A 23,271-nucleotide genomic window follows, 5' to 3' on the forward strand; every position below is an offset into this window, starting at 1 on the left:
AGACCACCGTTCATCAGCACTCCCCCGAGTACAGGAGAATTCAGGTCATGAGCAACCCCCAGCAGCTGCGTTACAGCAAGGAGCACGAGTGGCTGTCGGCCCTCGAGGACGGTGTGGCAACGGTCGGCATCACCGAGTTCGCGGCCAACGCGCTCGGTGACGTCGTCTACGCCCAGCTCCCGGAGGTCGGTGACACGGTGACCGCGGGCGAGACCTGCGGCGAGCTCGAGTCGACCAAGTCCGTCAGCGACCTGTACTCGCCGGTGACCGGCGAGGTCACCGCCTCCAACCAGGACGTCGTGGACGACCCGTCGCTGGTGAACTCCGCTCCCTTCGAGGGCGGCTGGCTGTTCAAGGTACGCGTCGCGGAGGAGCCGAAGGATCTGCTCTCCGCCGACGAGTACACCGAGTTCTCCGGCAACTAAAGACTCCAAGGGACCACCTGATGTCGCTTCTCAACTCCTCCCTCCACGAGCTGGACCCGGACGTCGCCGCCGCCGTCGACGCCGAGCTCCACCGTCAGCAGTCCACCCTCGAAATGATCGCCTCGGAGAACTTCGCTCCGGTCGCGGTCATGGAGGCCCAGGGCTCCGTCCTCACCAACAAGTACGCCGAGGGCTACCCGGGCCGCCGCTACTACGGCGGCTGCGAGCACGTCGACGTGGTCGAGCAGATCGCCATCGACCGGATCAAGGCGCTGTTCGGCGCCGAGGCCGCCAACGTCCAGCCCCACTCGGGTGCGCAGGCCAACGCCGCCGCGATGTTCGCGCTGCTGAAGCCGGGCGACACGATCATGGGTCTGAACCTGGCCCACGGCGGTCACCTGACCCACGGCATGAAGATCAACTTCTCCGGCAAGCTCTACAACGTGGTCCCGTACCACGTCGACGACACCGGCGTCGTGGACATGGCCGAGGTCGAGCGCCTGGCCAAGGAGTCGAAGCCGAAGCTCATCGTCGCCGGCTGGTCCGCCTACCCGCGTCAGCTGGACTTCGCCGCCTTCCGCCGCATCGCGGACGAGGTCGGCGCGTACCTGATGGTCGACATGGCGCACTTCGCGGGCCTGGTGGCCGCGGGTCTGCACCCGAACCCGGTGCCGCACGCCCACGTCGTCACGACCACCACGCACAAGACCCTCGGCGGTCCGCGCGGTGGCGTCATCCTGTCGACGCAGGAGCTCGCCAAGAAGATCAACTCTGCCGTCTTCCCCGGTCAGCAGGGTGGTCCGCTGGAGCACGTGATCGCCGCCAAGGCGGTCTCGTTCAAGATCGCGGCAACCGACGAGTTCAAGGAGCGCCAGCAGCGCACCCTGGACGGCGCGCGCATCCTCGCCGAGCGGCTGGTCCAGCCGGACGTCAGCGAGGTCGGCGTCTCCGTCCTCTCCGGCGGTACGGACGTGCACCTGGTCCTCGTCGACCTGCGCAACTCGGAGCTGGACGGCCAGCAGGCCGAGGACCGGCTCCACGAGCTCGGCATCACGGTCAACCGGAACGCCATCCCGAACGACCCGCGGCCGCCGATGGTCACCTCGGGTCTGCGGATCGGCACGCCGGCCCTGGCCACCCGTGGCTTCCAGGCCGAGGACTTCACCGAGGTCGCCGAGATCATCGCGTCGGCACTCAAGCCGTCGTACGACGCCGACGACCTCAAGGCCCGCGTGATCGCGCTGGCCGAGAAGTTCCCGCTGTACCCCGGCCTGAAGTAGTCCGGATCACTTTTCGCACGTTTGGGGCGGGGCACCACGCACACTGGACAGTGAGCGCGGTGCCCCAACCCTTGTCCCGCCGCTCCTCGGACCGACCGGTCCGTACCGCACCACCCGGCAGACAACGGCGTCTACCAACCCCTTAGGAGTCACACCGTGGCCATCTCGGTCTTCGACCTGTTCTCGATCGGCATCGGCCCGTCCAGCTCCCATACGGTCGGCCCGATGCGCGCGGCCCGTATGTTCGCGCGCCGCCTGAAGAACGAGGGCCTGCTCGCCCACACCGCTTCCATACGCGCCGAGCTGTTCGGCTCGCTCGGCGCCACCGGCCACGGCCACGGCACGCCCAAGGCCGTCCTGCTCGGCCTGGAGGGCGAGTCCCCCCGTACCGTCGACGTGGAGTCCGCCGACGACCGGGTGGACGCGATCCGCTCCTCGGGCCGGCTCAACCTGCTGGGCATGCACGAGATCGACTTCGACGCCGACGAGCAGCTGGTCCTGCACCGCCGCAAGGCGCTCCCCTACCACGCCAACGGCATGACGATCTTCGCGTTCGACCGGGACGGCGCCCCGCTGCTGGAGAAGACCTACTACTCCGTCGGCGGCGGCTTCGTCGTCGACGAGGACGCGGTGGGCGAGGACCGGATCGTCCTCGACGACACCGTCCTGAAGCACCCCTTCCGCACCGGCGACGAACTGCTGCGGCTCTCCCGCGACACCGGCCTGTCGATCTCCTCCCTCATGCTGGAGAACGAGCGGGCCTGGCGGACGGAGGAGGAGATCCGCTCCGGTCTGCTGGACATCTGGCGGGTCATGCAGGCATGCGTATCGCGCGGCATGGCACGCGAGGGCATCCTCCCCGGTGGTCTGAAGGTCCGCCGCCGCGCCGCGAACACCGCACGCCAGCTGCGCGCCGAGGGCGACCCGCAGGCCCACGCGATGGAGTGGATCACCCTCTACGCGATGGCGGTCAACGAGGAGAACGCCGCGGGCGGCCGCGTCGTCACCGCCCCGACCAACGGCGCGGCCGGCATCATCCCGGCCGTGCTGCACTACTACATGAACTTCGCCGCGGGCGGCGCCACCGAGGCCGAGAAGGAGGACAGCGTCGTCCGCTTCCTCCTCGCGGCCGGTGCCGTCGGCATGCTGTTCAAGGAGAACGCCTCGATCTCCGGCGCCGAGGTCGGCTGCCAGGGCGAGGTCGGCTCCGCCTGCTCGATGGCCGCGGGAGCGCTCGCCGAGGTCCTCGGCGGCTCCGCCGAACAGGTCGAGAACGCCGCCGAGATCGGCATGGAGCACAACCTGGGCCTGACCTGCGACCCGGTCGGCGGTCTGGTCCAGATCCCCTGCATCGAGCGCAACGGCATGGCGGCGGTCAAGGCGGTCACCGCGGCGAAGATGGCGCTGCGCGGCGACGGCAGCCACAAGGTCTCCCTCGACAAGGTCATCAAGACCATGAAGGAGACGGGCGCGGACATGAGCGTGAAGTACAAGGAGACGGCGCGGGGCGGTCTCGCGGTGAACATCATCGAGTGCTGAGGACGTAGGCCCTGACCAGCGCGTTTCGTTCTTTCGGCGCTGTCAGGGCCTTCCCTGCCTACGCGGCGGAAAGTCCCTGGAACCTCCCTGGGACAGACGTGAAAGTCCCTGAAAAGTCCCTGGGAAATCGCTCGCGGATGGGCGCGTGCCGTGGAAGTTCATGGCACCTGTGTGGCGACGGATGTCCCTCGGGAGCAGCCACCCACAGCCCGTAATAACAAGAGTTTTATTAAACTCGACCCTATGGCTACCTCCCCAGCCCCCGGCGAAGGACCCGTCCGTCCCGTATCCATCTCGCTCCACGAAGGCACCATCGCTGCCCTCAAGGCGCGTACGGGCAAGCGAGGCATGTCCGCCTACGTCGAAGCCCTCATCCAGCGCCAACTGGAGCGGGACCGACTGCGCGAACTCATCGAAGACGCGGAAGCCGAACACGGCCCGGTCGATCAGGCGGCAGTCGACGCCAAGCGAGTGATCCTCCGCGGTGATACGGCCGACTCGGCAGACGCCGCGTGAGCGGCACGCTCGTCCTCGACTGCGAAGGCCTGTCCAAGCTGGTACGACGCTCACCCGAGATCACCGAGTGGCTGGCCGCAGCCGAAGCCGAAGACATCCGCGTCGTCATCAGCTCCGTCACCCTCGTCGAAGCACGCGACCCCAAGATCAACCAGGCCCGCTTCGACTACGCCGTCTCCCGCGTCAGCATCATCCCGCCCACCGAAGCCATCGCCCGCCACGCCAGCAAGCTCCTCGCCGCAGCCGGATTACACGGCCACAAATACGCCCTCGACGCCATCGTGGCCGCCACTGCACTCAACGCGGCGGGCCCGGTGACCGTCCTGACGTCGGACCCAGAAGATCTCCTGATGCTGTGCGGCCCCGGCATCTGTGTGATCAAGATTTGACCCGCGGGCGCTGTCGGTGAGCTGCGGCCAGGCCAAGTCAGGTTGCTCAGGAGAAGGCGCGGCGGACCATCCAGGCACCACCGGCGGCGAGCAGGACCGCTCCAGTGGCGGCGCATGCCGAGATCGTCCTCGGGTCACCGGCGCGTCGGGCGTAGGTCAGCCGGTGCGAGGCTGGCGGGGAGAGATAGAGGTACAGTTAATAGAAGTGTATCCCTATTATTCCGGGAGTCCGGATGGACAAGCCCTCCGACATGTTCGACCGCGACTACGAGTGGGCCGCGCTGCAACGCTTCATCACCGACCCGCAGGTGGGCGCCACCCTCGGCGTGGTCTCCGGCAGGCGCCGACAGGGGAAGACCTTCCTGTTGGACGCGGCCTGCCGCGCCGCGGGGGGCTTCTACTTCGGAGCCACCGAGGCCACTGACGCCGAATCGCTACGCCGGATCAGCGCGGCTCTGACCGAGCACTCGCGCCCCGCCAGTCCGTACCACTTCGCCACCTGGGCCGAGGCCATCGACGCACTGCTCGCACTCGGCCAGGAACGTCCCGTCCCTGTGGTCATCGACGAGTTCCCGTACCTGGTGAAGGCCAACCCGGAGCTGCCCTCCCTGTTCCAGGAAGCTCTGCGGCCGCTGCGTGACCAGCGCACCGCATCCCGCTCCCGGCTCCTCCTGTGTGGCTCGGCCCTGTCCTTCATGGGCAGGCTCCTCGCCGGAAACGCCCCACTGCGCGGACGCGCCGGCCTCGATCTCCTCGTACGTCCTCTCGATCACCGGCTCGCCGCCGACTTCTGGGACATCACCGACCCGCGCCTCGCCCTGCAGGTCCATGCCGTCGTCGGCGGAACGCCTGCCTATCGTCGCGAATTCGCGCGTGGCGACAGCCCCAGCGACCCCGACGACTTCGACAGCTGGGTCACCCGCACCGTCCTCAACCCCGAGACCCCACTGTTCCGTGAGGCCCGCTACCTGCTGGCCGAGGAACCCGATCTACGCGACACGACCCTGTACTTGTCGGTCCTGGCCGCCGTCGCCGAGGGCAACGCGACCCGCGGCGGCATGGCCGGCTATCTCGAGCGCAAGGCCACCGACATTGCGCACCCCATCAACGTCCTCGAAGACGCGGGGCTGCTCCACCGCGACGCCGACGCCTTCCGCGAAAACCGGCCCACCTACCGCATCGCCGAGCCCCTCATCGCCTTCTACCACGCCATCATGCGCCCGGTCTGGGACCAACTGGAACGCCCCGGCAACGCCGCCCGCGTCTGGCAGGCCAGCCGTCGGCGCTTCACCAGCAACATCCTCGGCCCGCACTTCGAACAGGTCTGCCGCGACTGGGCCCTGCACCATGCCGACCCCGACAGTCTCGGAGGACTGCCCGCCCGCGTCGGGCACGGCGTCGTGCACGACACAAAGGCCCGCACCGGATACGAAGTCGACGTCGCTGCCATCGGCATCGCGGACGGCACCAAGGCCCCGCTGCTTGCGATCGGCGAAGCCAAGTGGAACGACACCATGGGCATCGCCCATCTCGAACGCCTTCAGCACATCCGAGACCTCGTCACTCAGGCCGGACGCTACGACACCGCTCAAACCCGCCTGCTCTGCTTCAGCGGAGCCGGATTCAACGACAAGCTCCGCGCGGCCGCCGAGGCCTCCCCCGACGTCCAGCTCATTGACCTCGCCCAGTTGTACGGCCGCAACTGAGGAACCCAGGGGCGAAATATCCACGGAAAGTCCCTGATACACCGGTACAGAGGCGAGAATCATAAGAAACAGCAGGTCAGAGCGTTGATCACATGCCGCTCCCTTATCCGTGAAGTACAAGGAGACGGCGCGGGGCGGTCTCGCGGTGAACATCATCGAGTGCTGAGGGAAGCAGGACCTGACCAGCGCGTTTGCTTCTTTCAGCACTGTCAGGGCCTTACCTGCCTACGCGGCGGAAGGTCCCTGGAATCTCCCTGGGACAGGCGTGAAAGTCCCTGAAAAGTCCCTGGGATGTCCCAGCCGCGCCTCGCTCTCGGAAGTTGGACCGAGCCGCCTTCCAGACCGACCCGGCGCCCTTGAAACCGCCTCAGGGTGTGGAGCGCAGTCGCTGCACGTCGTGCGGATGTCGCGAGCCGGAACAGCACCCTCAGCCGCCCGGGGTCGACGGCACGCACCCGCACCGTGTGGGAGGCCGAGGCGCCCGCAGGCACGTCCGGCGTGCTCAGCGCCAGCGTGTTCTGCGCGACGTACTCGGGCGTTTTGATGGTGAATGTGGCCGCGCCGCGCCGCGCCGGGTGTCGTCGGCGGGGAGGGCTGCCACGGTCTGCGCCTCCTCGATGGCGGCGGCGAGGTCGGAGTCACGGGGTGCGTACACGGCGCCGTAGTAGCCGGTGGCCTGGTTGGCGGTGCCGGACGAGACGTCTGACGGCTGTGCCGGCAACCGTCATACGGCGCAGCAAGCAGGGGGATGCGCCGCAGATCGTAGTCGAGGTGGAGAAGCCGGGTCTGCTCGCCGACAAAGGTCGCCGGCGCCGAGGAGTCCGCGATCACGTCCAGGAGGGCCTCAGTGCCGAAGTTGGGGCCCCGCCCAAGCGGGAACCGGCCCTGAGCCATTGAAGGCAGACTGCGGTTGGTCCGCCGATGCGCGTCGCGTCGCGTCCCATCGCCCACGGCCTCATACGGTCCGGCTGCCGTCCCGCTCGGCTTCGAGCCAGCCCAGCCGTGCCACTTGGAAGCCCAACTGCATGCGAGTCTGCACCTTCGCGATATCCATCAGGTGCCGGACCCGGCGCGTCACCGTCCGCAGGGATGTGTTCAGCTGGGCGGCGATCGCGCGGTCGGTGAGGCCGGCCAGCGACAGGCTGAGGATCTGTGCATCCAGATCTTCGATTGCGGACGCGTTCTGCACGGCATCGGCGGCGCTGACGAACTGCGCCAGTTTCCCCCATTCGGACTCGAACAGCGCTATCAGCGCATCGAGCAAGCTACTCTCGTGCACGAGCAGGGCTCCCTCCTTTGCGGTGTTGGCCGGACCGAGGAGCGGAACAATGGCGAACTCGCGGTCCACGACAAGGAGTTTCAGTGGCAGCGTCTCAGCTATTCGGACCTGCTCTCCTGCGGCCCGCGCCTGGACGACCTCGGCGAACGACGTGGCTCCCTCCTCGAGTATCGCGCGTTCGAGAATCACCCGGTAACGAACGCCGCGCGCGATGATCGCACTGTCGGTCAGGTTACCGGCTGAAATGACTGGCGCCTTGACGAAGTTCATGACCTCTTCCCGGGCGCCGAGTTGCATTTGACCGACGCGCTTGCGGACGGCCTCGGTGCCGCGGATCACGTCAACGACGCCCGCCACGCCGCGCCCGAGGGCGGCCGCGCGGTAGATTTCGTCGAGGGAGTCGAGTTCGAGTTCCGCCAACTTGAGCTCGTTCTGTCGCTGGACCAGGTGCGCCCCCAACGCCGCCGCCGGTGGGGAGGCCACGAACCGGGTGGTATCGCCGTGGCTGCGCGCGGCGAGCCCCCAGCCTTCGAGCATGCCGAGGATACGAACCACCTGGCTGGCGCCGCAGCCGACGGACTCGGCGAGCTCGGCGGGGGTGGCGGAGACTACCGAGATCAGCGCGTGGTAAGTGTCCGACTGTTCGGGGGTCAGTCCCAGCACGTCTGACAGCATGATGCTCCTCCTCGTGATCTAGGGACACGTTCATCTCTTTGCAAGGGCCCGCGCAAGGGCCCGCCCCGCCGGAGGCCGTTTCTAGAGGTCGTCGCGAGACGTGGTCGTGTTGATCAGGCCGCGAGCAGTGTATGCAGGCGCTCGGCTGGGGTTTCCCAGCCGAGCGTTTTGCGTGGGCGGCCGTTGAGTTCGGCGGCGACGGCGTCGAGGTGTTCGCGGCTGTGGCCGGACAAATCTGTGCCCTTGGGGAAGTACTGCCGCAGCAGGCCGTTGGTGTTCTCGTTGAAAGCCGCGCTGCCAGGGGCTGGCGGGGTCGCAGAAGTAGACCGGGACGTCGGTAGCGACGGTGAAGGAGAGGTGGGCAGCCATCTCGGAGCCCTGGTCCCAGGTCAGCGAGCGGCCAGGTGGCCGGGCAGTGTCTGGACGGTGGCCACCAGGGCATCGCGGACGTGCTCGGCGATGCGGCCATCAGGCAGGTGCAGGAGCATCACGTAGCGGGTGGCGCCTTCGACGAGGGTGCCGATCGCCGAGGTGCCGTCCTCGCCGTTGATCAGGTCGCCTTCCGAGTGGCCGGGAACCGCCCGGTCTTCCGCCTCGGCAAGGCGTTCGCTGATCACGACCATGGGGTCCCTGAACCGGGGCTGCCGACAGTTGGCCTGCCGCTGGGGCCTGCGGCGGGTGCGTCCCGAGCGCAGTGCGCGGGCCACCTCTCGCGGCGTAGTTCTCCGCGTCCCTGGACGTAAAGAGCCTGGTAGACGGTCTCGTGGCCCACGTGCATCTCCGGCCGGTCGGGAAACTGTGCCTTCAAAGCGTGGCAGACTGTTCCGGGCTCCACCGCCGGTCCAGGCCGGCCTGGACGAAGTCCCGCAGCTGGGGATTCTGAAGGACCTTGCGAGGCTTGGGGCGGGGACGGCGGCTGTCCGAGCGAGCCTGGGCCGCGTAGGGCCGGTAGTGACACTGGCCGCGGGTGCCCACCGTGCGGTTGCGGCGGATCTCACGGCTGATGGTGGACGGGCTGCGGCCCAGTTCGGCGGCGATCGCACGGACCGATGCCTTCTCCCGCAGCCGGTCGGCGATGTAGATCTGCTCTTCCTCGCGCAGGTACCGCACCGATGACGCGGACGGCGGCACCACCGGACGAACCGGTGGTGCCGCCTTGTTCCGGCCGGACGGCCTGCGGCCGTTGCGCCAGCGCCTGCCGGTCTTCGGGTTGATCCCGACGATCCGGCACGCGTCGTTGTTGCTCACGCCCTGCTGCATGAGCTGGAATTATGCAGCCCGCTCCGCAGAGAGCTTCTTCGCCCCCTGAGGGCTCCGCACCTTCCGGATCTGGAAGTCCATCGCATCCCCTGAACTGGGGTGTTGCGACGACCACTAGAATCTGAGGGACGGCGGGACGGGCCCCTTTCTGGTCGGTCTGTCAGGCCTTGTCGGGCCGTTCGGTGACGCGGATGGCGTTGACCAGCGACTTACCGCTGGCCGCCACGAACCGCACGTTGAGCGCACCGTCGGTCACGGTGACCGTGTAGGTCCGGGTGACCGCGGCATAGGAGCCGGCCTCGTGGGCGATGTCGAGGGACGGCAGTACCTTGATGTCCTCGGCGAGGACGTCGAAGATCCGCTGGCCCGGTTTGCTGCTCGACACCTCGGCGAAGTCCAGTTCCACCGTGTAGACGCCGTCGGGGACGTTGTCGAAGCGGTATCCGTACATGCCCTCGCGCGCGTCCTGGAACCGCTTCGGCTCGTCGGTGCCGGCGATGGCCTTCGTCGTGGACTTGACGCTTGATGTGCCCTCATAGCCGAAGGAGCCCGCCAGGTACTTCTGGTCCGGCTTCCAGGTGTCGCCGAGTGTGTCCACGGCGGCGCTGGAGGCACCGGATTGGAGTGCTGCCTGGTAGCGGGGCACGACGACCCTCACCGGAATGTTGATCACCGGTGCCCGGCCGCTTTCGGAGTTCACCCGCACGGTGGTGGTGAGCACCTCGCCCGCATACCCGGCCGGGTCGACCGAGAGTGTGCCGGTGGCCTTCTCGCCCGTGGCCAGATCGCCGCCGGTCAGGCTGACCGTCAGCCACGGGGCGTCCTCGACGACGGTGTACGCCGCCGGGGAGCCCGAGTTGGTCAGCTCGAAGGCGCGGGCACGCTGCTGGCCGGCGGGGACGACGAACTCGTACGCCTTCGTGGCGGCCGTCACCTTGCCGGTCTTGAGCGCCTCGGACGTCGTCACGACACCGCCCGCATCGAGCGTCACCGCCTGCTCGAACGGCTGGTAGTCCGGGGCGGTGAGCCTGATCGAGGTTGCACCGGACGGCACCTGGAACAGGTATGAGCCGTCCGCGCGGGTCCTGCCGGTCACCACCGTGCCACCCGTGCCCACGGTGACCGTCGCTCCCGCGAGGGCCTCACCGTCGTTGGCGTCGACCACCTTGCCCCGCACCACGCCGGACTTGCTGGTCCGGAAGTCGATGCTGAAGCCGTCGGAGAGCACACCGGGGGTGTCGTAGGAATACTGGAACGCATCGGTGCCCGAGGCGTTCTCCACGCCGATGGTGGCGCTGGAGCCCGATTCGAAGCCGACGCCGGTGATGTCTTTGTAGTGGTAGGAGATCTTGCCGTCCTCGCCGATGACTGCGGAGAACGAGAACCTCTCGAACTGGGCCGACCATTGGGTGACGTTGCGCCACTCGACGACGAACGAGCGGTGCGGGGCGGTGCCGATGACGCCGGTGTAGACGCCCCCGGAGCTCGCATTCACGATCAGGTCGTCCCAGAACGGGTAGAGCGCCGCGTTGAGTCTGTAGGGGTGGGGGATGGGGGTGTTGACGTTGGTGGCCGACGAGGGGGCGTCGAAGGACAGCGCACCGTTCGTGGATATCCAACCGGAGTTGTAGGTCTCGCCGTACAACGGGACCGGGAAGGGCAGGGTGACCGGCAGGTACTCCGAGTCGCCGGTGAGGGTCGTCTTGTCCGTGCCCGCGACGTACTCGGTGTTGCTGGCGCCCTGGCAGGCGTACCCGAAGGCGTCCGTGCGGTCCGACAGGGCGATGTCCGCGGTGGCCTCGGCCGTGACCTCCACGTGCGCGGTGCCCGCCGCGGCGCAGCGGATGCGGGGCGAGGCCGTCAGGTCGTACGTGCCGAGCGGCAGGGTCACCTCGTAGTGGCCCTGGGCGTTCGCGGTGGCGGTGACGGGGGTGTTCTTGACGGTGATCGCCGCGCCCGCCGCGGGTCCGGCTTTGGAGGTGACCGTTCCCGAGACCTTGACCGACGGCGCCTGCTCCAGCGTGAAGTTCCGGGTGGTGGTCTGCCCCTCCGTGATCGTGACCGCACCGGTGCCCGTGGAGTAGCCGAACTTGCCGGCCGTGAGCGTGTAGTCGCCGACGGGCAGCCTGGGCAGCGCGAACGTGCCGTCGGCTGCGGTGTTGAGGGTGCGGTCCATCGGGCCGTCCACGTTCAACTTCGCCCCGGCGACCGGCGCGCCGCCCGCGGTGACTGTGCCACTCAGCGCGCCGGTCGGCCCGTGCGGTGTGGCAGAGACTGCCGCATAGGCGTTGAGCCTGCCCTCACCGAAGACGTTGTTCTTGGCCGCGGTGCCGCCGCAGGAGGTGTTGTTGGCGTCGATGGCGGTCTGGTTGAGGAACGCTTCGGTCTGTGCCACGTCGCCCTGGATGGTGGGGGACGCCGACCACATCAGTGCGACCGTGGCTGCAGTGTGTGGGGAGGCCATCGAGGTGCCGGATCTCGTGTTGTAGCCGCCGCCTATCGAGCTGGAACGCACGTTGACGCCCGGCGCGGCGAGGTTTGGCTTGATCGTCCCGTTCTCGCCGGTGCCCCGGGAGGAGTACAACCAGATGTCGTTGTTGATGTCGAACGCGCCGGAGCTGTAGCTGCTCACGTACGAACCGGGATAACCGCTGGAGTTGCAGATCGGTCCGGAGTTGCCATTGGAAAACGCCGGGAAGATGCCGGCGGCCCGCCAGGCGGCCACAATTTCCTGATACATGGGGTTGAAGCCGTCCCCACCCCAGGAGTTGTTCACCACGTCGGGCGCCAGATCCGGGCGCGGGTTGCCGCCCCTCAGATCCGTGGGCGCGATCATCCACTGCCCCGCGGCGAGCAGCGGGGCGGTGTTGCAGAGCTTGAATGTGCAAGCCTTGACGCTGATCCACTTGGCACCCGGCGCGACGCCGACCTTGTTGGTGCCGCCGTCGTCGCCGACCATGGTGCCCATGGTGTGCGTGCCGTGGCCGCTGGTGTCGCACGGCGCGGCAACGTCGCATTCCTGGGTCGGGTCGAACCAGTTGTAATTGTGGTCGTAGGTGCCGTCGGCGTTGAGGCCGCGGTACTGGTTCTTGAGGGCCGGGTGGTCGTACTGGACGCCGGTGTCGATGTTGGCGACCACGATGCCCTCACCGCGCACCTTGAGTTCGTTCCAGACCCTCGGAGCGTCGATCCGGTCGAGGTTCCACTCGACCGCGTCGACCGTGGGCTCGGCCTCGCCCGCGACCGGCGTGTCGAGCTTGATCGCCTCGTCCGAGTTGATCTGCGCGACCTCGGGCAGGGCAGCCAGCTTCTCGACAAGTTCCTGACCGCCGACAACCTGGATGGAGTTGTTGATCCAGAAGGAGGTGTGGTCGACTCCCGCCGACTTCAGCAGCTTCATCGCGTTGGCCTGAGACGTCTTGGCCTGCTTCTGCTTCGCCGCCAGGACGGCCGCCGCCTTCTCGGTCTTCGTCCGGGCCTTCGCCGCCGCCTGCAGGTCGGCGTCCCGGTCGAACTCGACCCAGAAGGTGACCTTCTGCTCCTTCTGGAGCTGTCCGAGCAGCTCGGGCTCCACCTTCCGCTCGGCCGCGGGCTCCACCTTGCGCTCGGCCGCGGGCTTGTCCGTGACCGGCTGGGCGAACGAGGTTCCGCCGGCGAGCGGCACCAGCAAGGGTAAGACCATGGCCGCCAAGGCCAAACGCAGCAATCTGCTCTGTCTTGCCACAATGTATCCTTCCGAAAAACGACGAGTGTCGCCCGCCGTGGGATGTAGAAAACGCGGTGCGGATCACCGCCCGCGCCAACTGCCTTGTCGATTGGGCCTTCGGAGTCTCGACTGAGGCATGAGGCGAATCAAGAGCTGCCAAAGGCGCAAAAACGCCATGGCACAAACGCGCCGATGAAGTGGCGGAGCCAGGCGTCGACCCAAGGCGAACGACAGCGAAGGGCCCGCCCCGCCGGGCGGCGGGACGGGCCCCTTGTGGTCGGTCTGTCAGGCCTTGTCGGGCCGTTCGGTGACGCGGATGGCGTTGACCAGCGACTTACCGCTGGTCGCCGGGAACCGCACGTTGAGCACACCGTCGGTCACGGTGACCGTGTAGGTCCGGGTGACCGCGGCGTAGGAGCCGGCCTGGTAGGCGATGTCGAGGGACGGCAGTACCTCGATGTCCTCGGCGAGGACGTCGAAGATCCGCTGGCCCGGTTTGCTGCTCGACACCTCGGCGAAGTCCAGTTCCACCGTGTAGACGCCGTCGGGGACGTTGTCGAAGCGGTATCCGTCCATGCCCTCGCGCGCGTCTTGGAACAGCTTCGGATCGTCGGTGCCGGCGATGTCCTTCGTCGTGGACTTGACGCTTGATGTGCCCTCATAGCCGAAGGAGCCCGCCAGGTACTTCTGGTCCGGCTGCCAGGTGTCGCCGAGTGTGTCCACGGCGGCGCTGGAGGCACCGGATTGGAGTGCTGCCTGGTAGCGGGGCACGACGACCTTCACCGGAATGTTCATCACCGGTGCCCGGCCGCTTGCCGAGCTCACCCGCACGGTGGTGGTGAGCACCTCGCCCGCCGCATACCCGGCCGGGTCGACCGAGAGTGTGCCGGTGGCCTTCTCGCCCGTGGCCAGATCGCCGCCGGTCAGGCTGACCGTCAGCCACGGGGCGTCCTCGACGACGGTGTACGCCGTCGGGAAGCCCGAGTTGGTCAGCTCGAAGGCGCGGGCACGCTGCTGGCCGGCGGGGACGGCGATGTCGTACGCCTTCGTGGCGGCCGTCACCTTGCCGGTCTTGAGCGCCTCGGACGTCGTCACGACACCGCCCGCATCGAGCGTCACCGCCTGCTCCAACGGCTGGTAGACCGGGGCGGTGAACCTGATCGAGGTTGCACCGGACGGCGCCTGGACCAGGTATGAGCCGTCCGCTCGGGTCCTGCCGGTCACCACCGTGCCACCCGTGCCCACGGTGACCGTCGCTCCCGCGAGGGCCTCACCGTCGTTGGCGTCGACCACCTTGCCCCGCACCACGCCGGACTTGCTGGTCCGGAAGCCGATGCTGAAGCCGTCGGAGAGCACACCGGGGGTCGCGTAGGAATACTGGAACGCATCGGTGCCCGAGGCGTTCTCCAAGCCGATGGTGGCGCTGGAGCCCGATTCGAAGCCGACGCCGGTGATGTCCTTGTAGTGGTAGGAGATCTTGCCGTCCTCGCCGATGACTGCGGAGAACGAGAACTCCTCGGACCGGGCCGACTTGTGGGTGACGTTGCGCCACTCGACGACGAACGAGCGGTGCGGGGCGGTACCGATGACGCCGGTGTAGACGCCCGCAGCAGAGCCCCCATTCACGATCAGGTCGTCCCAGAACGGGTAGAGCGCCGCGTTGGGTGCGCTGGCGCGGGGGATGGTGGTGTTGGTGCTCGCCGAGGGGGAGGCGAAGGACAGCGCACCGTTCGTGGATATCCAACCGGAAGTGTAGGTCGCGCTGTACAACGGGACCGGGAAGGGCAGGGTGACCGGCAGGAGCGCCGTGTCGCCGGTGAGGGTCGTCTTGTCCGTGCCCGCGACGTACTCGGTGTTGCTGGCGCCCTGGCAGGCGTACCCGAAGGCGTCCGTGCGGTCCGGCAGGGTGATGTCCGCGGTGGCCTCGGCCGTGACCTCCACGTGCGCGGTGCCCGCCGCGGCGCAGCGGATATGGGGCGAGGCCGTCAGGTCGTACGTGCCGAGCGGCAGGGTCACCTCGTAGTGGCCCTGGGCGTTCGCGGTGGCGGTGACGGGGGTGTTCTTGACGGTGATCGCCGCGCCCGCCGCGGGTCCGGCTTTGGAGGTGACCGTTCCCGAGACCTTGACCGACGGCGCCTGCTCCAGCGTGAAGTTCCGGGTGGTGGTCTGCCCCTCCGTGATCGTGACCGCACCGGTGCCCGTGAAGTAGCCGAACTTGTTGACCGTGAGCGTGTAGTCGCCGACGGGCAGCCTGGGCAGCGCGAACGTGCCGTCGGCTGCGGTGTTGAGGGTGCGGTCCATCGGGCCGTCCACGTTCAACTTCGCCCCGGCGACCGGCGCGCCGCCCGCGGTGACTGTGCCACTCAGCGCGCCGGTCGGCCCTCGCGGTGTGGCAGAGACTGCCGCATAGGCGTCGAGCCTGCCCTCACCGAAGACGTTGTTGTTGGCCGCGGTGCCGCCGCAGGTGGTGTTGTTGGCGTCGATGGCGGTCTGGTTGAGGAGCGCTTCGGTCTGTGCCACGTCGCCCTGGAGGGCGGGGGACATCGACCACATCAGTGCGGCCGTGGCTGCAGTGTGCGGGGAGGCCATCGAGGTGCCGGAGATCGCGTTGTAGCCGCCGCCCGGCCAGGTGGAACGCACGTTGACGCCTGGCGCGGCGAGGTTCGGCTTGATCGTCCCGTTCTCGCCGGTGCCCCGGGAGGAGAAGCTCGCAATGTCGTTGTTGATGTCGAACGCGCCGGAGCTGTAACTGCTCACGTAGCTGCCGGGCGAACCGCTGGTGTTGCAGCTCGGTCCGGTGTTGCCATTGGAGAACGCCGGGAAGATGCCGGCGGCCCGCCAGGCGGCCACAATTTCCTGGTAGAAGGGATCGAAGCCGTCCCCACCCCAGGAGTTGTTCACCACATCGGGGGCCAGGTCGGGCCGCGGGTTGGCACCGTTGAGGTCGGTGGGCGCGATGATCCACTGCCCCGAGGCGAGCAGCGAGGCCTCGGTGCAGGTGATTGAGCAACCCCTGACGGCGATCCACTTGGCACCCGGCGCGACGCCGACCTTGTTGGCGCCGCCGTCGTCGCCGACCATGGTGCCCATGGTGTGCGTGCCGTGGCCGTTGTCGTCGCACGGCGCGGCAACGCCGCAACTGCCTGTCGGGTCGAACCAGTTGTAGTTGTGGTCGTACGTGCCGTCGGTGTCGAGGCCGCGGTACTGGTTCTTGAGGGCCGGGTGGTCGTACTGGACGCCGGAGTCGATGTTGGCGACCACGATGCCCTCACCGCGCACCCCGAGTTCGCTCCAGACCCTCGGAGCCTCGATCCGGTCGAGGTTCCACTCGACCGCGTCGACCGCGGGCTCGGCCTTGCCCGCGGCCGGCGTGTCGATCTTGATCTCCTCGTCCGAGTTGATCTGCGCGACCTCGGGCAGGGCAGCCAGCTTCTCGACAAGTTTCTGACCGCCGACAACCTGGATGGAGTTGTTGATCCAGAAAGAGGTGTGGTCGACTCCCGCCGACTTCAGCAGCTTCATCGCGTTGGCCTGGGACGTCTTGGCCTGCTTCTGCTTCGCCGCCAGGACGGCCGTCGCCTTCTCGGTCTTCGTCCGGGCCTTCGCCGCCGCCTGCAGGTCGGCGTCGCGGTCGAACTCGACCCAGAAGGTGGCCTTCTGCTCCTTCTGGAGCTGTCCGAGCAGTTCGGGTTCCACCTTCCGCTCGGCTGCGGGCTCGTCCGGGACCGGCTGGGCGAACGAGGTGCCGCCGGCGAGCGGCACCAGCAAAGGTAAGACCAAGGCCGCCAAGGCCAAACGCAGCAATCTGCTCTGTCTTGCCACAATGTATCCTTCCGAAAAACGACGAGTGTCGCCCGCCGTGGGATGTAGAAAACGCGGTGCGGATCACCGCCCGCGCCAACTGCCTTGTCGATTGGGCCTTCGGAGTCTCGACTGAGGCATGAGGCGAATCAAGAGCTGCCAAAGGCGCAAAAACGCCATGGCACAAACGCGCCGACGAAGTGGCGGAGCCAGGCGTCGACCCAAGGCGCTCCAGTCGGCCCGGGCCACGGCCACACCGGTCCTGGGCGTTGCCCCCGCCCTGGCCAATCTCGCCCAGGTCCTGCTGCGGACCGGCCGGACCGAGGAGGCACGGGCGGCGCTGGTTCACTGCGAACAGGCGGCCCGGGGAACTCCGGCGACTCCCAGGTGCTGGACTGGATTCGCCTGCTGAGCGATGAGCTGGCCACGGCGCGGGCGACCGCCGCGAGCGGCATGGGCGGGTCAGAGCCATTTCAAAGTCGTGAGCAGACTGTCGTGACGCGACTGTGATCATGTAAAGACGGCCTGCAGGACTCTGCTGCGTAATTCCGGGGTCAGGCCGTGAGCGGGTCTGTACGGTAACCGGTGTAACTCCCGAGCTGGAAGCGACAGTTGATGACTGACGTGATGAGTGACATCAAGGCCGGGGTCGGCCGACGAAGTCCGCATCCATGGCGTCCCGCACCCCCGGCACCGCGAACCGGGAGTCCACGCAAGGCTGTTCGGTGCCCGGGACGGAAAGCGAGCGAACGCTGCCCGAGGGGGTGGTGGAGGCGGCTCCTGCTCGGGCGTGGTCCGATATGTTCGATCGGCTCGGCTCCTACGAGAGGCTCTGGCACACATGACGAGTGATGAATGGACCTCTGCGAAGCGAAAGTTCCCGGTCGGGTCCCATGTGACCGGCACTGTCGATCGCGTCGCTCCCTTCGGAATCTTCATTTCGGTCGAGGGTGTGCAACTGAGTTGCGCTTTCGCGGATGTGGCGGGAATGCACCACAGCGGCGCCGATGGCTCTACGGTGATCTGGCCCGAGTTGGGTGAGGCGGTCACCGGAGTCGTGGTCGAGCACACAGAGCGCAACCATCAGCTCAAGCTCCACCTGAGATGACCTGATCGGTCCTGATCCGATCCGGTCGGGACCCGGACCGAAAACACAGGTGGGTGAGCCTCAAGGGGGCTCACCCACCTGCTGCCGGTCCTGATCGGGGCGCTTTACCGCTCACCGCGGACACGTGTGGTCGAGGCGAGCGTCAGAATACCGGTGCGACGGCCCGGGTTGCGGGCAGCGACGGCGTCGCTCGCCTCAGCTCAGCGCCGGGTGAGATCCATGTGCCAGTTGGTGACCCAGGTGCCGCCGTCGTCCACGGAGAACGCCTGCTCCCAGTGGGCCGAATCCGCTGTGATGCCGGACCAGATGAAGCGGACACGTACGGGCTTGCCCTCATGTGTGTCGTCACCGTAGAACTCACCCCGGCCGTCCACGAAGACGCCGACCACCGGTGGAAACAGCTGCCCCGTGCGGCGGCTGGCCCAGTGGAGCGCCCAGAGCTGTGTCTCACGGTCGAAGAGACGCAGGGTGAGACCCGCGAAGCCCTTCGTCGGGAACTCGATCTCGTCGAAGTTGGCACCACCGTCGAAGTGCCGTGTGCCGTGGCTGACGGCCGGGAATTCTTCCCACTCGCTCGCCTCGTCCAGGAAGTCGGTCCGCCAGCGGTTGGCGACGTCCCATTCGCCCACCAGGAAGTCGAAGTCCGTCGATACGGGGGTGGCGGTGCGGGGGGAGCTGGTCATGAGTGGGGCCTTCCGTGTCCGGTGTGTGTGCCGATCCTGGGAAACTAGGCGCACTTCACTGACATCCTGTGTCAGTGAAGTCCAGCCGCCTGCTCGCGATCCTCCTCCTGCTCCAGACCAGGGGCCGGGTCACCGCCGACGAGCTCGCGCGGGAGTTCGAGGTCTCCGTACGGACCGTGTACCGGGACATCGAGGCTCTCCACGCCGCAGGTGTCCCGCTCTACGGCGACGCCGGGCATCACGGCGGCTACCGGCTCCTCGGCGGGTACCGCACGAGGCTCACCGGGCTGACCGAGGACGAGGCGCAGAGCCTGTTCCTCGGCGGGATGCCCGGGCCGGCCGCCGCGCTGGGTCTTGGGTCCGCGCTCGCCTCCTCCCAGCTCAAGCTGCGTGCCGCGCTGCCGCCCGACCTGCGCGCCGAGGCCGACCGGATGCGGGCCCGTTTCCATCTGGACGCTCCCGGCTGGTACGCGGAGGTGGACGACCTGCGCCATCTTCCCGCGGTCGCGGAGGCCGTGTGGACCGGGCGGAGACTGGTGGTCCGCTACCGGCGGTGGAAGGCCCCGACCGAGGTCGACCGCACGCTGGACCCGTACGGCCTGGTGCTCAAGGCCGGGCGCTGGTACCTGGTCGCGGGGCCCGGCCCGCGCACCTTCCGGGTCGACCAGATCCTGGAAATGCGCGTCTCGGACGACACATTCGAGATACCGGACGGATTCGATCTGGCCGAGCACTGGCGCCTGGCGCAGGAGGACTTCCACGCCCGGCTGCACCAGGGCGAGGCAGTCGTACGGGTGGCTCCCGGCGCGTTCTCCCGGCTGACCGGGGCCGCCGCGCGGGCCTTTGCCGAGACAGCGGTGCCCGAGCGGGACGGCTGGTCGTGGGCGGTGCTGCCCACGGAGTCCCTCGAGCACGCGATCGGGGTGTTTCTCGCTCTGGGCCCGGACGTCGAGGTGCTGGAGCCGCCCCAGCTGCGGGACGGGCTGTACGAAGCGGCCCGCACCCTGGCCGACGTGTACCGGCCCCGGAGTCCCTGAGGAGCCGAGGACCGCCCTCGCAGGGTCCTGCGCATGGGACATTCTTGGCAGAAGGTTGCCCCCTTCCGTGGCGAGCGGCCGGACGAGGCGCCGCTGCGTTCCCTCCCATGCCCTCACCTCCTGCTTCCCTCCCGGTACTTCCCTACGGCAAGCCGACACGCGGACGCGACTACTGGGTGCTGGGCGACGTGCTGCCGGACCCGGAGGCTGTACGGGAGCGCTGCCTTGACCGGGACGACTGGGCGGAGGGCTGTCCGGCGAAGCCGGAGAGCTGGCCGGGGCTGCGCGCCATGCCCGCGCTGGAACCGGATGAACTGGCGCGGGTGGAACGGCTGGTGAGGAGGGCAACCGGCGCCGGGAGGATCTGGGCCCGCCTGGGTGCGGCTCGCCGCGACCGGCAACCCCGGCTGGCCGTCCTGGGACGCGTCCCGCCCGGTGATGGTCTTCGGCCCCGGCGCGCCCGCGGTGGTGCACGCCCCGCGCAACGACGAACTGCGCGGCTGGGCACCGTACCGGGAAGAAAGGCCGTAGGGCCCCCGCGGGCCCGGCGGCGTGCGCGAGGGGCAGTTCCGGCTGATCCGCGGCTGCCCGAGGATGCCGCGGCTGCAACGGGCCGGACAGGGGCGTGAACGGCTCCGCCCTGTCGCCGCTCCGGCGGGCGCCGTCCGCCCGGAGGTTTGAGCGCCAGGTGGTCCGGCGGACCCCGGCCGGGCAGGGCCGGGGGTCCTTCCGGCGATCAGCCCTTGTTCTGGGCAGCCCAGAACTCGTCGAAGGTGAGGAGACCGTCACCGTTCGTGTCGTGGGAGTTGATGACGGCCTGGGCCACCGGCTCGGTGACGTAGGGGTCACCCAACTGAGCCATCACGCTCTTGTACTCGGCGGCCGAAATCAGACCGTCACCGTTCAGGTCGTACCGCTCGAACGCCTTGCGCGCCGACTCCATGTCCGCCACTGTTCAGCCCCTTCGTCATACCTAACTGATGTGGGTCAGATTAACGGGCGCGAGGGAGACCGATTGCGGCGGCCGGTCGTCGATCATGGGTGGGGTGTCCGCGGACGGCGGACAGGACCGGGAACCCGGGAGGGAACCACTTCATGACCGACGCACTGGCGCGGATCCTGACGGCTGCCGCAGACGGGCGGTTCCCGCCGCCGGACGGGTCCACGACCGTGGTGGCACAGCCGAACGCACGGGACGCCGGAGTGCTGGCATTCACCGCGCACTCGGTGGTGTTCACCGACGAGGATCCGGACTGGGTACGGGCCACGCTGGCCGGCACCCCGGGCGATGCGCTCGCCGCGACGATGAATCCGCACTTCCTGGGCGCGCTGCTGGCCCGTACCGGACGCCACATGAACACCATCGATCTGCTGACGGTCGCGGGCGCGCTGCCGGGCGAGCCGGAGATCGGGCTCCGCGAGATCGAGGACCCGGAGCACCCGCGGGTGGCGCGGGCGATGAAGTTCCGCGACGAGGTCCGGGTCTGGGCCGCCGACGGCGGGGTGCTGATCCTCGGCCGTGGGGTCGCCGGGCGCTGGGAGACGGCGATCGAGGTGGCGGAGGAGGCGCGCGGCCGCCGGCTCGGGGAGCGCCTGGCGCGGGCGGCCCGGCACCTGGTGCCGGACGAGGTGGTGTGGGCGCAGCAGTCGCCGGGGAACGCCCGCAGTGTGCGGACGTTCCAGGCGGCGGGCTACCGGCCGGTGGGCTCGGAGGCGCTGCTGGTCGCGGACTGACAGGCTGTCGGGCTGCCTTCGATCAGGGCACGACCGCCCGATCAGAGGTGGCCCGACAGCCTCTGAGTCACGGACTCTGCGACGGGTCAGCGGAAGACGCCGGTGTGGCCGAGTGAGTAGCGGCCCGGCTGCGGATAGACGGCGAGTCCGTGCGGTCCGCTGCCCACCGGGATCCGGGCGAGCTGCTTTCCGGTGGACGTGTCGATCGCGTACACCTCGGCGTTGTAACGCCCCGACAGCCAGAGGACCTTGCCGTCCGGCGAGACACCGCCCATGTCCGGGCTGCCGCCGTTCGGCAGGTGCCACTTCTTCGTCAGCTTGTTCCGTGCGAAGTCGAAGATGGAGATGGTTCCTTCGCCGCGGTTGGAGATGTACATCACCTTGGAGTCCCGGCTGACGTACAGCCCGTGGGCCCCCTTGCCGGTGGACAGCAGCTTCGGGGTGGTGAACTTCTTCCCGTCCAGCACCCACATGCCGTTCGCGATCATGTCCGCGATGTAGAACGTACTGCCGTCCGGCGACAGCTTCACGTCCTGTGGCATGGCGCCGTTGAACGGCAGCTTCTGCTTGCCGACGATCTTCATCTTCGCCGTGTCGACCTTGAGGAGTTCGCCGGAGAACTCGCAGGAGACGATGAAGTACCGGCCGTCCATGGAGAAGTCGGCGTGATTGACGCCTGCGCAGTCGACCGGAACGGTCTTGGCCGTCTTCATGGTGTGGGCATCGCGGAAGACCAGCTCACGGTCCATCGAGGCCATCACGACGGCGTACTTGCCGTCCGGGGTGAAGTACAGGTTGTACGGGTCGGAGACGGGGACCGTCTTTCCGGGCTTCCCGGTGGCCGGGTCGATGGGCGTGAGACTGTCGCCGAGGTCGTTGTTGACCCAGAGCGTCTTCAGGTCCCAGGACGGGACGACGTGCTGCGGCTGGTGTCCGACCGGGATGGTCTTGATGACCTTGTACGTCTTCGGGTCGATCACCGACACCGTGTTGGAGTTGGTGTTGGGTACGTAGATCCGTGCCGGGAAGTCCTTGACGGCCGGTGACATCTTTCCTGGCCGGTCGGCCGCGTACACGTCCTTGGGATCGAGCACCGGCGGCATCCCGGCGAGTCCGGGCGACGTGGCGCGACCGGGGGCGGCTTGCTCCGGGGTGGCGTTCCCCTGGGCCGGCCGGGGTGTGGCGGCCTCGGCCGTCCCTTTCTCGGCCGGGGTGCCACAGCCCGTGAGGACGGCGACGAGGATGCCGCCGAGCAGGGATGCGGTGCGGGTGGTGGTGAGCATCAGGTCAGCAGCTCCGTGGTCGTCACCGCGCGCAGTCCGCGGCGGTCGATTTCGGTGAGGAGGACCGGCAGTGCGGCAACCGTGTCCGCGTAGCCGAAATGCAGGCTCACCACCGATCCGTTGCGGATCTCCCCGGCGACCTTGCGGGTGACGGCCGCGGCGCCGGGAGAGGTGAAGTCGAGGGAGTCCACGTCGTACGAGAGGACATGCGGGTAGCCCGCCCGGCGGGCGAGGCGCTGGACGAGCGGGGTGGCGTTCTGGGTGCGAGAGGGCCGGAACCAGGTGCCGATGGAGCCGGTGAGCCGGCGCAGCCGTTGGGCGCAGCCGGTGATCTCCGCGTACGCCTCGGTCTCGCCCATCGCCGAGATGTCGGCATGGTGCTGGGTGTGATTGCCGAGGTCATGGCCGCCGTCGAGGATCCGGCGGGCCATGTCGGGGTGCTCGTCGAGCCAGCTCCCGACGGCGAGGACGGTGATCCGGACGTGGGCCCGTTCCGCCTCGGCGAGCACGGTCCGGGCGATGGCGGGGTCGCCCTGGCCGTGGAAGGTGAGGGCGACGCGGGCGCGGTGACGAGGACCGTGGTCGATCTGGACCGGCTGCCCGGGGAAGCGGTGCGGGGCGGGTGCGGGGCGCGGGGCCGGGGGCTTCGCACCCCCGGGGGTCGTCGCGGGGGTGGTGGCCGGAGTCTTCGCCGAGGTGTTGACGGCGCCGCGTTCGTCCGTACATCCCACCGCAAGGACGCCAGCCAAGGCTGCTCCTGCGCCCGCGCGCAGTGTGCTGCGGCGGTGCACCGGCGTCTCGGAGGCCTTCATGGGCAGAACAGTAGGGGCGAAATGTCAGAAAGATAACA

At 68.4% G+C, this 23,271-nt stretch carries 17 protein-coding genes and 3 pseudogenes; 11 read left to right on the plus strand and 9 right to left on the minus strand.

From position 1 onward, the window contains the following. Positions 1-47: 47 nt before the first annotated feature. The 6 genes from gcvH (at position 48) to OH809_RS13700 (ending at position 5,855) form a co-directional block, all read left to right on the plus strand. Positions 48-425, plus strand: a complete 378-nt coding sequence (gene gcvH / locus OH809_RS13675; RefSeq protein WP_037690095.1) for a glycine cleavage system protein GcvH — start codon at positions 48-50, stop codon at positions 423-425. A gap of 20 nt (positions 426-445) precedes the next feature. Next, entirely contained in the window at positions 446-1,705 is a 1,260-nt protein-coding gene (glyA, locus tag OH809_RS13680; protein ID WP_406422144.1) for a serine hydroxymethyltransferase, read from the plus strand. A 156-nt stretch (positions 1,706-1,861) separates the two neighbouring features. Beyond that, a complete protein-coding gene (locus tag OH809_RS13685; protein ID WP_406422143.1) occupies positions 1,862-3,244 on the plus strand; it encodes an L-serine ammonia-lyase in 1,383 nt (460 codons plus the stop codon). Between the two features lie 243 nt (positions 3,245-3,487). Further along, the gene (locus OH809_RS13690; protein WP_406422142.1) at positions 3,488-3,760 is read left to right on the plus strand and encodes a hypothetical protein; all 273 of its coding nucleotides are present in this window, start codon (positions 3,488-3,490) and stop codon (positions 3,758-3,760) included. After that, the gene (locus tag OH809_RS13695; RefSeq protein ID WP_406422141.1) at positions 3,757-4,149 is read left to right on the plus strand and encodes a type II toxin-antitoxin system VapC family toxin; all 393 of its coding nucleotides are present in this window, start codon (positions 3,757-3,759) and stop codon (positions 4,147-4,149) included. Before OH809_RS13690 ends, OH809_RS13695 begins: the two co-directional genes overlap by 4 nt. Before the next feature lie 233 nt (positions 4,150-4,382). Then, complete coding sequence (locus OH809_RS13700; protein WP_406422140.1) at positions 4,383-5,855, plus strand: ATP-binding protein; 1,473 nt, start codon at positions 4,383-4,385, stop codon at positions 5,853-5,855. Positions 5,856-6,357: 502 nt separating this feature from the next. On the opposite strand, the gene OH809_RS13705 is transcribed toward OH809_RS13700, so the two are convergent. The 5 genes and pseudogenes from OH809_RS13705 to OH809_RS13725 all read right to left on the minus strand — a co-directional run bounded on the left by OH809_RS13705 (position 6,358) and on the right by OH809_RS13725 (position 16,537). Continuing rightward, a complete protein-coding gene (locus tag OH809_RS13705; protein ID WP_406422139.1) occupies positions 6,358-6,576 on the minus strand; it encodes a hypothetical protein in 219 nt (72 codons plus the stop codon). A 234-nt stretch (positions 6,577-6,810) separates the two neighbouring features. Then, on the minus strand, positions 6,811-7,809 hold the full coding sequence (locus OH809_RS13710) for a helix-turn-helix domain-containing protein (RefSeq protein ID WP_406422138.1): 999 nt from the start codon (positions 7,807-7,809) through the stop codon (positions 6,811-6,813). Between the two features lie 113 nt (positions 7,810-7,922). Next, a pseudogene (locus OH809_RS13715) lies at positions 7,923-9,069 on the minus strand (IS30 family transposase). 160 nt (positions 9,070-9,229) lie between these two features. Then, positions 9,230-12,733: a S8 family serine peptidase gene (locus tag OH809_RS13720; RefSeq protein WP_406516244.1), complete on the minus strand. Its 3,504-nt coding sequence runs from the start codon at positions 12,731-12,733 to the stop codon at positions 9,230-9,232. 327 nt (positions 12,734-13,060) lie between these two features. Beyond that, positions 13,061-16,537 carry a S8 family serine peptidase gene (locus tag OH809_RS13725; RefSeq protein ID WP_406515139.1) on the minus strand — a complete coding sequence of 1,159 codons (3,477 nt, stop codon included), beginning with the start codon at positions 16,535-16,537 and terminating at the stop codon, positions 13,061-13,063. 880 nt (positions 16,538-17,417) lie between these two features. Between OH809_RS13725 and OH809_RS13730 the strand changes: the two genes are divergently transcribed. After that, positions 17,418-17,684 carry a hypothetical protein gene (locus OH809_RS13730; protein ID WP_406422136.1) on the plus strand — a complete coding sequence of 89 codons (267 nt, stop codon included), beginning with the start codon at positions 17,418-17,420 and terminating at the stop codon, positions 17,682-17,684. Between the two features lie 200 nt (positions 17,685-17,884). Here OH809_RS13730 and OH809_RS13735 read toward each other — a convergent pair whose 3' ends face one another. Further along, positions 17,885-18,367 carry a hypothetical protein gene (locus OH809_RS13735; RefSeq protein ID WP_406515140.1) on the minus strand — a complete coding sequence of 161 codons (483 nt, stop codon included), beginning with the start codon at positions 18,365-18,367 and terminating at the stop codon, positions 17,885-17,887. Between the two features lie 74 nt (positions 18,368-18,441). Between OH809_RS13735 and OH809_RS13740 the strand changes: the two genes are divergently transcribed. From OH809_RS13740 to OH809_RS13750, 3 genes and pseudogenes are all read left to right on the plus strand, one after another. Further along, positions 18,442-19,404 carry a helix-turn-helix transcriptional regulator gene (locus OH809_RS13740; protein ID WP_406515141.1) on the plus strand — a complete coding sequence of 321 codons (963 nt, stop codon included), beginning with the start codon at positions 18,442-18,444 and terminating at the stop codon, positions 19,402-19,404. A gap of 107 nt (positions 19,405-19,511) precedes the next feature. After that, a pseudogene (locus OH809_RS13745) lies at positions 19,512-19,778 on the plus strand (hypothetical protein); the annotation flags it as partial. Beyond that, a pseudogene (locus OH809_RS13750) lies at positions 19,777-19,935 on the plus strand (carboxylesterase/lipase family protein); the annotation flags it as partial. The pseudogenes OH809_RS13745 and OH809_RS13750, both read left to right, overlap by 2 nt. Positions 19,936-20,140: 205 nt before the next feature. Here the strand turns inward: OH809_RS13750 and OH809_RS13755 are convergent. Then, positions 20,141-20,356: an EF-hand domain-containing protein gene (locus tag OH809_RS13755; RefSeq protein WP_406422133.1), complete on the minus strand. Its 216-nt coding sequence runs from the start codon at positions 20,354-20,356 to the stop codon at positions 20,141-20,143. Between the two features lie 143 nt (positions 20,357-20,499). Here OH809_RS13755 and OH809_RS13760 point away from each other — a divergent pair, with 143 nt between their 5' ends. Next, on the plus strand, positions 20,500-21,138 hold the full coding sequence (locus tag OH809_RS13760; protein ID WP_406422132.1) for a GNAT family N-acetyltransferase: 639 nt from the start codon (positions 20,500-20,502) through the stop codon (positions 21,136-21,138). Between the two features lie 86 nt (positions 21,139-21,224). Here the strand turns inward: OH809_RS13760 and OH809_RS13765 are convergent, their stop codons facing one another. Together OH809_RS13765 and OH809_RS13770 are read right to left on the minus strand one after the other, a co-directional pair. Then, positions 21,225-22,421 carry a beta-propeller fold lactonase family protein gene (locus OH809_RS13765; RefSeq protein ID WP_406422131.1) on the minus strand — a complete coding sequence of 399 codons (1,197 nt, stop codon included), beginning with the start codon at positions 22,419-22,421 and terminating at the stop codon, positions 21,225-21,227. Continuing rightward, positions 22,421-23,233, minus strand: coding sequence for a polysaccharide deacetylase family protein (locus OH809_RS13770; RefSeq protein WP_406422130.1), 813 nt, complete (start codon positions 23,231-23,233; stop codon positions 22,421-22,423). The genes OH809_RS13765 and OH809_RS13770 overlap by 1 nt, the downstream gene beginning before the upstream one ends. Positions 23,234-23,271 lie beyond the last annotated feature (38 nt).

It is taken from the genome of Streptomyces sp. NBC_00873, from assembly GCF_045207415.1.
GTDB lineage: Bacteria > Actinomycetota > Actinomycetes > Streptomycetales > Streptomycetaceae > Streptomyces.